The 11557-nt window shown below is 32.2% G+C and carries 9 protein-coding genes; 3 read left to right on the top strand and 6 right to left on the bottom strand.

Going from position 1 to position 11557, the window contains the following annotated elements:
- Window positions 1–77: 77 nt before the first annotated feature.
- Together O9267_RS03050 and O9267_RS03045 are read right to left on the bottom strand one after the other, a co-directional pair.
- Complete coding sequence (locus O9267_RS03050) at window positions 78–1265, bottom strand: phosphoglycerate kinase (RefSeq protein ID WP_298175843.1); 1188 nt, start codon at window positions 1263–1265, stop codon at window positions 78–80.
- Between the two features lie 124 nt (window positions 1266–1389).
- Entirely contained in the window at window positions 1390–2961 is a 1572-nt protein-coding gene (locus O9267_RS03045; protein WP_298175841.1) for a hypothetical protein, read from the bottom strand.
- Window positions 2962–3170: 209 nt separating this feature from the next.
- Between O9267_RS03045 and O9267_RS03040 the strand changes: the two genes are divergently transcribed.
- From O9267_RS03040 to O9267_RS03030, 3 genes are read left to right on the top strand one after another with little or no spacing between them, the layout of a single operon-like run.
- Complete coding sequence (locus tag O9267_RS03040) at window positions 3171–4319, top strand: DNA polymerase III subunit delta' (protein WP_298175839.1); 1149 nt, start codon at window positions 3171–3173, stop codon at window positions 4317–4319.
- Between the two features lie 4 nt (window positions 4320–4323).
- A complete protein-coding gene (locus O9267_RS03035; protein WP_298175837.1) occupies window positions 4324–4707 on the top strand; it encodes a DoxX family protein in 384 nt (127 codons plus the stop codon).
- A gap of 15 nt (window positions 4708–4722) precedes the next feature.
- Window positions 4723–5487, top strand: a complete 765-nt coding sequence (locus tag O9267_RS03030) for a GldM family protein (protein WP_298175835.1) — start codon at window positions 4723–4725, stop codon at window positions 5485–5487.
- Here O9267_RS03030 and O9267_RS03025 read toward each other — a convergent pair.
- The 4 genes from O9267_RS03025 to mnmG all read right to left on the bottom strand — a co-directional run bounded on the left by O9267_RS03025 (window position 5482) and on the right by mnmG (window position 11495).
- Window positions 5482–7740: a helix-turn-helix domain-containing protein gene (locus O9267_RS03025; RefSeq protein WP_298175833.1), complete on the bottom strand. Its 2259-nt coding sequence runs from the start codon at window positions 7738–7740 to the stop codon at window positions 5482–5484. The two genes, O9267_RS03030 and O9267_RS03025, sit on opposite strands and share 6 nt — an antisense overlap.
- A gap of 108 nt (window positions 7741–7848) precedes the next feature.
- Window positions 7849–8433 (bottom strand): OmpH family outer membrane protein, encoded by a 585-nt coding sequence (locus O9267_RS03020; RefSeq protein WP_298175831.1) that lies wholly within the window; start codon window positions 8431–8433, stop codon window positions 7849–7851.
- 217 nt (window positions 8434–8650) lie between these two features.
- The gene (locus O9267_RS03015) at window positions 8651–9496 is read right to left on the bottom strand and encodes a class I SAM-dependent methyltransferase (RefSeq protein WP_298175829.1); all 846 of its coding nucleotides are present in this window, start codon (window positions 9494–9496) and stop codon (window positions 8651–8653) included.
- 130 nt (window positions 9497–9626) lie between these two features.
- Window positions 9627–11495: a tRNA uridine-5-carboxymethylaminomethyl(34) synthesis enzyme MnmG gene (gene mnmG / locus O9267_RS03010; protein ID WP_298175827.1), complete on the bottom strand. Its 1869-nt coding sequence runs from the start codon at window positions 11493–11495 to the stop codon at window positions 9627–9629.
- Window positions 11496–11557: the final 62 nt, after the last annotated feature.

Raw genomic sequence — 11557 nt, 5'->3', positions numbered from 1 at the left:
ACAAAGATACAAATCTTACTGCAAAATCATATAATTATAAAACGTAAATTTTTCTTAAATATTGTTTACCACAAAAATTAGTCCAAAATTGCGGCAATTCCGGGTAAAATTCTTCCTTCTAGCATTTCTAGCATTGCTCCACCACCAGTAGAAACATAACTAACTTTATCTTCAAGCCCAAATTGTTTAACCGCCGAAACAGAATCGCCACCGCCAACAAGAGAAAAAGCCCCATTTGCAGTTGCATCTGCGATATATTCGCCTAAAGTGATTGTTCCATGTGCAAAATTTTCCATTTCAAAAACGCCTAATGGACCATTCCAAAGAATTGTTTTTGAATTCATAATCACTTCTTTAAAATTCTCTAAAGATTTTGGTCCGGCATCTAATCCTTGCCATCCATCTGGAATATGACGCACATCTACAATCTGAGTTTCAGCATCATTTGAAAAAGCATTGGCAGCGACAACATCAACTGGAATATGGATATGAACATTTTTTTCTTTTGCTTTATGCAAAATTTCTAATGCTAAATCTAATTTGTCTAGTTCACAAATAGAATCTCCAACGTTTCCGCCAAGTGCTTTTATGAACGTAAAAGTCATCCCGCCACCAATAATCATGTGGTCAACTTTGTCGAGAATATTTTCTATAATAGTGATTTTAGTCGAAACTTTACTTCCACCAAGAACCGCTGTTACTGGTTTTTCTGAATCTTTTAAAACTTTATTTAAACTTGTAATTTCTTTTTCCATCAACAATCCGAAACATTTGCTGTTTGGAAAAAATTGAGCAATAATAGCTGTTGAAGCATGTGCACGATGCGCCGTTCCGAATGCGTCATTTACATAAATATCGCCAAGTGAAGCCAGTTTTTTGGCAAAATCAACATCGCCAGCTTCTTCTTCGGCATAAAATCTTAGATTTTCTAATAATAAAACTTCTTTAGGTTGAAGATTTTTAGCCGCTGTTTCTGCCACTTCGCCAATACAATCAGAGGCAAATTTTACTTCAACTTCCAATACTTCTGAAACTGTTTTTAAAATATGCTTTAATGAATATTTATCTTCTTTTCCTTTTGGTCTTCCTAAGTGTGACATCAATATCACGCTTCCACCATCAGCTAAAATCTTGTCTATTGTTGGTTTAGCAGCAACAATTCTTGAAGTATCAGTAACATTGAAATTTTCATCTAATGGAACATTAAAATCAACACGGATTAAAGCTTTTTTTGAATTGAAATTGAAGTCGGAAATGGTTTTCATTTTAAATTTATTTTAAAGTAGTTAATCGCAAAGATAACCATTTTGTTTTTTTAAATAAAAGACAAAAGTCAGATTTAAAAGAGCTACTTTCAAATCTGACTTTTTTATAAAAAATCCCAACTAACTATTCTTCTGATGCCAACATTGTTTTTGAAGTAAAACTTTCTTTGTTGTTTACTGATAAAACCCATGTTTTCCCTTGGTATTTTGTGTCTGCTAATGCTAAGTATTGGCTAACTGCATCTTGCTCATTGGCAGTTTTAGTAACATAAACATATCTGAATCCATTTTCAGGATTTACAAAATAATCTGCTTCAACTCCTTGTGATTTTAAAGTTTTGATGAATTCTTTTGCAAAATAAGGATCAGAAAAAACATTTGCTACTACATAATATCCGCTTTTTTGATTAGGAATACTTTGCGCTTGAATTTGAACATTTTTATCAACTGAAGCTACTTCATATTTCTCTGTCATTGTTGTAACCATCATGTTTGTTTGATAAGCATCTGCAATAGTTTCGTTACTAAAATCGATTTTTTCAGATTTTGTATTGCTTACCACTGTTGGACTTGCATTTCCAACTTCAACATTGAAAGCTGTAAAGAAAACGTAAGTTCTATCGCCTGTTGAAGCAAATTTTAATATTGTTTCGTTAGAATTATTATCAATATTAGCATTGTCTGCATTAGAAATTTCCATAACAAAAGTGTCATATCCTAATGTGTTTTTGCTGTTTGGATATCTATTAGTCATTTCACCTTTTTCATTAGAAATTGAACTATTAAACACATTTGTTTCATTTCTAGTTTCACTTCCTACAGCAACTAATCCAGCACTTGCACTTGATACATATAATTGATCATTTTTTAAATTTGCATCACCTTCTAAAGCAGCACATGCTATTTTTGCGTTCACTTTTCCTTGTTGAGTAGCACTAAAACCTGAAATTTTTATGCTAGCATTGTTTTCGTTTATATTTGCAAAACCATCATAACTTGCCACAAATTTTTCTGGCATTTGATCATCTTCATATACTACAAATAATGTCCATCCAGAAGCAACTCCGCCTTCTATCTTTCCGTTAGTTGCTCTAACATTTGCAACTGTATAAGAACCATTAGGATTAACCAAACTTGTCATTAAACTCGTTACATCTGCATAAACTGCATAAGGTGCATTTTCTTTGTAGGCTTTAGATTTGTTTCCGTCAAAAATAACTTCGCCTACTACATCTGTGTATTCATCTTGATTAGGCAATTTTATTTTTACTTGTTTGATGGCATCTCTTTTGTTTGAAATTGCTACAAATTTTCCTTCTTCTTTTATAACTCCAGGATTAAACTTGTAAGTTGCTGACCAATATAAACCAGCATAAACTACTTTTTTGTTTTGAGAATTTTCTAATTCTAAAGTTGCAGAACTAGAAGAAAAAGTTGTTTCATCAGAATCGATGTCGATGTAACTCATTTCAAATTCATCATTTAACATTGCGTTGTCAATTTTGTTGTAAGGCGTTAAAGCACTTCCATTGGCATCAACTCTGTTAGTTATTCCATTTGCAATAACAGTCATGTCACCTTTTATAGTAGATTGGTATCTCATTTTGAAAGGAACTCCTGTTTGAGCAAATGAAAAAGAAGAAAATAATACTAAAGCTAGTAAAGCTTGAACTGGGTTTGTAGAATTAGTTTTCATAGTAGTAGGTTTTTTTATTATCAATAATTAGTTTTGGGATTACTAAAGTACAAATCAAAATTAAATAATCGCTAAAAAACATTAAAAAATCGATGAAATACATTTTTTTATTAATTTTATAATTAATGTACTACAATATTGTTTTTTTAATGAATAGATTTTTAATGATGATTTTGATGTCATTTCAATTATTATGTTAACTTTGCTATATGCAATTTTCAGAAATATTAGGTCACGAATACAATAAGAATCACTTACTAAAAAGTGCTACGCAAGGAAGAATTCCTCACGCGCAATTGTTTATTGGCCCTGAAGGTTGTGGAACATTACCAATAGCAATAGCTTATTCGCAGTATATTTTATGTCAAAATTCAGGTGATGAAAATTCAGGTGGAAATGAAGCTTGTAACTTGAAATTCGATCATTTTTCGCATCCTGACTTGCATTTTATTTACCCAACCGTTACAACTGATGATGTAAAATCGAAACCAAAAAGCATTGATTTTATTACCGATTTCAGACAATTTCTAAAGGAAAATCCATACGGAAGTTTGTTTGATTGGTATCAATTATTAGGTGTAAAAAACAAACAAGGTGAAATTAGAGTTGATGATGCGCAAGAAATTTTGAAATCATTAGCCTTAAAATCATACGAAGGTGGTTATAAAATAATGATTATTTGGATGGCCGACAAGATGAATATTGCCGCTTCTAACAAATTATTGAAATTGCTTGAAGAACCAACAGATAAAACGGTTTTTATTCTAATTTCAGAAAACGAAGAAGATATTATACAAACTATTCGTTCGCGTTGTCAAGTGGTTCATTTTAATGCTTTGCCAGAAAAAGTAATTGAAGAAGGATTGATTTTGAAACACAATATCGACCCAAAAATGGCAACCAAAATTGCACATCAGGCGCAAGGAAATTTCAATAAAGCCTTGCAATTGTTAAGTGATGATGGTGAAGATTCGTATTTTGAAAAATGGTTTGTTGATTGGGTTCGTGCTGCTTTTAGAGCAAAAGGAAACGCAGCTGCTATTCAGGATTTGATCAATTGGAGCGACCAAATTGCAGGTTTAGGTAGAGAAACACAGAAAAAGTTCCTGGATTTTTGCATCAATATGTTTAGACAAGCTTTGTTACTAAATTACGAAACACCAAAATTGGTTTATTTAGAACCAAAAGTCGATAAATTCAAGCTTGAAAATTTTGCTCCTTTTGTCAATGGTAAAAATATTCAAGATATTTTCAAAGAACTTTCAGATGCGATGTATCATATTGAAAGAAACGGAAATGCGAAGATTATCTTGACCGATTTATCCATAAAATTAACTCGTTTAATTCACAAAAAATAATACTATGAACAATACAGCTTCTATATTGGTTTTAATTTTTTTGGCGATAACGTTTATAATGTCGGCACATGACAAAGTTTTTCATTGGAACGATAATATGAGTTGGTTAAAACCACATTTTGAAAAAACGTATCTCAAGAATTTTGTTCCACAAAGTGTGTTTTTATTATTAGTTGTTGAGTTAATTGCGGGAATATTATGCGTTGCGGGAATATTTCAGTTGTTGTTTTATTCTTCAAGAACTTTTGGTTTTTATGGCGCAATTTTCTCTTGTATTTCATTGCTTATGATGCTTTTTGGACAACGATTAGCCAAAGATTATGACGGCGCAAGAAATATTGCCATATACTTTATTCCTGCGGTTTTAGCGGTTTTTTGGTTGAGTTGATAAAACATTTTCAACATGAAAAAACTAATTGCCTTTTTCTTATTTTCAATATCCATTTGCGCACAACAATCGAATGTTTCTATGGAAACAAATTCGTTGAAAGGAGTTGTTTCAGCAACAAAAATGAATGTTGTATATCGCGGTATCAGAAATCCAATTTCAATTGCGGTTCCAAATTGCAAATCATTTACAGTAACTTGTCCTGGATTGGAAAAAACCGGCAACATTTATTATTTAACTCCTCAAGCAGGAGCAACTTCTGTAATAAAATTAACTATTATACAAAACGATGATTCTGTAATAACTGAAGAACATACGTTTAGAATTCTTCCTATTTCTAATCCAATTAGCACCATCGATGGTAGAAATTGCTACAATTGTATTGTTGAAATGACAAAAGAAGAATTAATGAATGCTCAGATTAATATTAAATTTGAAGATTATTTATTTGAAGTAAGTTCAATGTTTCTTATAACAGAATTTAAAGTTTATTTTTCAAAAAACAATATAATCCAAGTCACAGGTAATACATTTAATGAGGAATTAAATTTAAAAATTCAAGAATTAAAAATTGGTTCGGAAATCCTAATTAATGACATGCATTATTTTTTACCTGGTTCAAATATTTATATGCTTCCTAGAGTTCTTCCAATTAAAATAAAAATCATTGAGAAAGAAGTGAATTATTTCCAAAGTAAAGAGTTTATAAAAGATAGTTTAAATGCTATAAAGCAAGAAAAAAAAGAACTTAGATTGAGTAAAAAGAAGAAAAAATTATAAACTCGCCTTATACATTTTCAATTCTTCCCAAGTAAATTTTTCTCCGTGTTTTTCTTTTAATTCGGCTACAGAATCACCTTTAAATCCTTTGAAAGCTTCTGCTAATTCTTGAATTTTATCTTCTGGTAAAACATCTGATAGTAAAACCGTTTCCGACTCTATTAGCTTGGTAATATGACCCGTAATAGTATTTTCGGTTAGTTTTCTAATGGCAGCAATTTCTCTTATAGTGTTTTTTTGAATCCACAATTCGTAGGTTTCTTGAACCGTTGATTTTTTGGGTTCTTTGGTCTTTTTCTTTTTCTCGTATCGATCTAAATCAACTTCATCTTCAATAAGCGTTACATTTACTTTTTTGAATTCTTCTGAAATTACTTTTAACTTATTGATTCTGTAATATTTAATTTCATCAGAAGTTAGTTTTTCTTTAGAAATTGTTTCGCCGTTTACTATTGTTTCTATCAATAATTTAGCTTTCATCAAGCGCAAAACTGCTTTTATTTGAAGCTCTTCTAACACTAATAATTCTTCGTAATAGGCTTTTACTTTTTTAATTCGTTTGACTTCTTCTAGTTTCCACAAAAGTTCGTAAACCAAATTATCCATTGGTTGTAAAAAGTAATTAAATGCCGCTTGAATTCTCTCATTAACAAATTGTAAATCAATTTCTTGTGAAAACAATTTGTTTAGTTGTAAAATGAATTTTCGAGAAGGTTCGATTAATTTATCGATTTCTTCGGTACACTTTTTGGCCCAAATGGCATGCTTTGATTTTTCTGACGCATCCGATTTTTCGTTGTAACTAAACTGATGGTTTCGCCATTCTTGCGCCAAATCTGACCAATCAAAACTGTTGCTCAAATAGTTATGAATAAAATTTTTGGTGTCTTGCTGCAAGGTGTTTTCCAAAACTTCTTCGGTGGCTTTATTATTGGCATATTCCATCACATCTTGATCGTTAGAAATACCATTCATTCGCAACGGAGAAAGCAAAATTAGGCCATTTAAAGAACGTAAACGCGATAAGGCAACATAGGCTTGTCCTGGCAAAAAAACTTGCGAAACATCGAGCGCAGCTTTGTCAAACGTTAATCCTTGGCTTTTATGAACGGTTATCGCCCAAGCCAGTTTGATAGGATAATGCACAAAAGTTCCTAAAACCTCTTCTTCAATTTCTTTGGTATTTTCATTTACATAATACCTAATGTTCTGCCATTCATACTTTTCGACTTCGATTGTACGGTTTTCATCAGGAAAATGGACTAGAATTTCTTTTTCAGAAATGGCTTTTACAAAACCCATTTTGCCATTAAAGAATTTTTTTTCGAAAGATAAATCGTTTTTGATAAACATAATTTGCGCTCCAACTTTGAGCTCCAAATATTCTTCTATTGGATATATTTTATCTGGAAAATCGTCTGTAATTTCGGCTTTATAAACCTTTGATTCGCCTTCTAAATCAAGTAGTGACTGAATATTTATTGCATCCGCTTTTGCATTATGCGTTGTAAGTGTTATATAACCTTTATTAGTTTTTAAATCAAAATTAGGATTTACAAACTCATTTAGAATTTGAATATCATTTTGAGTAATTGTATTATTTCGAAGATTATTCAAAACCGAAATAAATCGCTCATCGGTTTGACGGAAAATCTTAGATAATTCAATATATAGCGGTGGATTTTGCTCGATAACATGCGAATGAAAAAAGAATTTTCCTCTGTAATAATTTCTCAAAGTTCGCCATTCTTCATCACGAATTACAGGTGGAAGTTGCAATAAATCGCCAATAAAAAGCACTTGAACACCGCCAAAAGCACGGTTGTTTTTACGAACTGATTGCAACATAAAGTCCATTGCGTCTAACAAATCGGAGCGTAACATACTCACTTCATCTACAATAAGCAATTCCATGTTTCGTATAACAGAACGTTTTAAACTGCTCATTTTGAAATGTCTACGAAGTGTTGCGCGACTTTCAAACTTAGAGTTTTCGTTGAATTGTGGCGAAGAATTATCTGGAATAAAACCACCAAAAGGCAACTGAAACATCGAATGAATGGTTACACCGCCAGCATTTAGTGCTGCAATTCCAGTTGGTGCGACAACGACACAATTTTTATGTGTTGTTTGGATAATTTCTTTAAGAAGTGTAGTCTTTCCAGTTCCTGCTTTTCCGGTTAGAAAAATGGAACGATTGGTTTGGTTGATAAATTGCAAAACGTATTTTGCTTCGGCTGATATAAATTCCATGGCTTGTATGTGTTTAAAAGTCAAAGATATAAATTTTACTTGAAGTGCAAAAACAAAAAAACCTTCAACTAAAAAAGTGAAGGTTTTATGCAAAAATAGTTTATTTATTTATTTTGTTACTGCTGTCGAATCAGTTTTAACTGCTTCTTTTTCAGTAGTTTTTGGTTTGCTTTTATAATTTTCATTGATCAATTTGATCATTTCTTTAGTGATATCAAGCTTGTCTTCTGCGTATAAAACAGTGGCTACTTCACCTGTTCCATATATGTAAGTATAACCGTTTTTCTTGCCATAATCTTTGATAAATTTCTTCAAATTTGACTTTAAGGAATCCATTTCTTTACCACTTTCTTCTTCTAATTGTCTTTGAATTGCTTGTTGAGCATAAGTTAACTGTTGCTCTTTTTGTTGCAATTCTGCTCCTTTTTTCTGAGCCCAAGCCTGACCATTTTTTTGAGCATTAGCTTGAAAATTTTGAGCTTCTGTCTGGAATTTTGCTACTTCGGCTTGCAAATCGGTTCCCATAGTTTTAGCTTTTTCTTTATATTTTGTTTCGATGTCTTTAGCTTCGTCATAATTTTTCAACAATTCCATCGTGTCAACATAAGCTGTTTTAAATTCTTTTGTTTCGGTTGCTTTTTGACAAGAAAAAATGGTTGCTGTCAATGCTAAAATTACTATTGCTTTTTTCATGTGGGATTTTTTAATTTTATAAAATGATTTTGTTCAAAAGTAGTAAAAAAAGTTGTTTTGGTTAACTATAAGAAAATGTTATTGCTTTTATTTAATCGATTTTAAAACTTTATCGAAAGTGAATTCATATAAAGCGATTTAAAAAAACTTTATAAAAATGTCGACAAAATCCTTATTTCGACCTAAAATCGTTTAAAATTTCGTTTAATTTAGCTTTTTATTCGTTTTTTAGGATATAAATGTGTGAGGAATACTCCGAATTGCGTTTTCCGTAGCGATTGGACTTACATCCTATCCAAAATGCTTTTGGGTAGTTCATTTTTCCATTTTTATATTTTTCAGAAAGTAAGCTCACATAAAAACTGTCAAATTTCATTGGGAGCACTTTTTGCAATTTTAATTTTTGTGGTGCAAATAACTTTGCGATAGCTGTTTTTGAAAAATGCCAAAGATGAATTGGCACATCGTAAGCTGCCCAAAATTTACCATAATAATTTGCGTCAAAAGAATTGAAATTGGGAACAGCAATAATTATAGTTCCGTTTGGTTTTATCAATCTTTTCAATTCTGAAATATATTCTTCAAGATTAGGAACGTGTTCTAAAACGTGCCACATGGTAATTATGTCAAATGAATTGTTTTCTAACGAAGCTAAATCATTTACAAATGAAACGCCTTTTTGAATAGCAATTGCTTTTGCTTTTTCGCTAGGTTCAATTCCGACCGTTTGCCAACCATCATTTTTACAAACGGATAAAAAATCGCCAACACCTGCTCCAATATCTAAAATTCTTCCTTTAGGTGATTGCTCGTTGATTAATTTCAATTTGTTTTTTAAAGCAATACTTTTTACAAATTGATATAATTTTTCAAAAAGCGATTTGTTTCCGTCGGTATGCGAAATATAATCCTTGCTTTCGTAGTAGTTCGGTAATTTTTCTAAAGAAGGTTGCGGATGCGTAATCAACATATCCAAATCGGCATCGTGAAGCAACTCGAAAGTTTCTCGAGAAACCGAATGATCTTTTACTGTTAAAAAAGGTTTGGCGTTTACAATATTCATTTTATTTAGTTTTCAGTTTTCAGTCACAGTTTGCAGCTGAAAACCTTTTAATTTCAATGTTTTTAAAAAATGTTTCACGTGGAACGTAGACGGAATGTTTACATCTGAAAACTTAGACTGTCAACTATTATTATCTTCCCATATAAATTAATAACACGGAAATGTCGCTTGGTGAAACTCCGCTTATTCTTGATGCTTGTGAAATGGTTACAGGTCGTATGGCAGATAATTTCTGTTTCGCTTCTATCGACATTGATTTGATTTTGTTATAATCGAAGTTTTTAGGAATTTTAACGTCTTCTAATCTTGTCAATTTATCAGCGTTGTTTCTTTCCTTTTCGATATAGCCAGAATATTTTACTTGGATTTCGGCCTGCTCTATTATTTCTTTATCTAAATCATTAGCGTTGATATATTCTTGTACTTTTTCAAATTTAATAAAATCATCTAACTCCATTTGTGGTCTTGAAAAGACTTTGAACATTTTATCAGATTGATTCATCGGTGAACTTCCTTTAGCTTCAAGAATTGGATTGGCTTCTTCGACAGTAACACTGGTTTCTTTGAAAAAAGCAACCATTGCATCACTTTTAGAAAACTTCTCTTCCATTCGACGCATTCTCTTTTCAGATGCTAAACCAATTTTGAACGACTTAGGTGTTAAACGAGCATCGGCATTATCCTGACGTAATAAAGTTCTATATTCTGCTCTAGAAGTAAACATTCTATAAGGTTCTTCGGTTCCTTTAGTAATTAAATCGTCAATTAAAACACCAATATAAGCTTCGTCACGTTTTAGAATTAATGGTTCTTCTTCTTTGACTTTTAAAGCTGCATTAATTCCAGCCATCATTCCTTGAGAAGCAGCTTCTTCATATCCTGTCGTACCATTTATTTGTCCAGCGAAATATAAACCTTCAACCAACTTGGTTTCTAAAGTATGTTTTAATTGCGTTGGTGGAAAATAATCATATTCTATTGCATAACCTGGTCGAAAGAATTTTACTTTTTCAAATCCAGCTACTGAACTTAAAGCTTTAAATTGAATGTCTTCTGGAAGCGATGTTGAAAAGCCATTTACATAAACTTCGCAAGTATTCCAGCCTTCTGGCTCAACAAATAATTGATGTCTCTCTTTATCGGCAAAACGATTGATTTTATCTTCTATAGAAGGGCAATATCTTGGCCCAAGACTTTTTATTCTACCATTAAACATAGGAGAACGATCAAAACCTTCACGAAGAATATCATGAACTTCTAACGAAGTATAAGTCATGTGACATGATTTTTGATGTATCAAAGGTTTGGTTTCATCAGAATAAGAAAACTTATCCGGACGGATGTCTCCAGGTTCTTCATTCATTTTAGAATAATCTAACGATCGACCATCAACTCTTGGTGGTGTTCCTGTTTTCATTCTACCCGATTCAAATCCTGCTTTAACCAAATCTTCCGTAATTCCATAAGCAGCACTTTCACCAGCTCGACCACCACCAAATTGTTTTTCGCCAATATGAATTAATCCATTTAGGAAAGTTCCATTGGTTAGCACAACCGTTTTGGCTTTGATTTCGATTCCAAGCGAAGTTACTATTCCTTCAACTTTGTTATTCTTGATTAGCAATCCTTTTACCATTTCTTGGTAAAAATCGAGATTAGGAGTTCGTTCTAACATCAAACGCCATTCTTCTGAGAAACGCATTCTGTCAGATTGAACCCTTGGCGACCACATTGCTGGTCCTTTTGACTTATTGAGCATCTTGAATTGAACAGCGGTTTTATCGGAAACAATTCCCGAATAACCACCGAGCGCATCAATTTCGCGCACAATTTGTCCTTTGGCAATGCCGCCCATCGCAGGATTACATGACATCTGCGCTATGTTTTGCAAGCTCATTGTAACCAACAACGTCGCACAACCTAAATTGGCTGCTGCTGCTGCTGCTTCACAACCAGCGTGTCCTGCTCCTACTACTATTACATCGTATGTGTTAAACATTTTTTGAATTACGAATTACGAATTACGAATTACGATTGAACCGCAACTATGAATTCATTTTA

The organism is Flavobacterium sp. (assembly GCF_027531705.1).
Lineage (GTDB): Bacteria > Bacteroidota > Bacteroidia > Flavobacteriales > Flavobacteriaceae > Flavobacterium.
The sequence above is the reverse complement of the archived record's forward strand: the minus strand, read 5'-3'. Positions and strand labels throughout refer to the sequence as shown.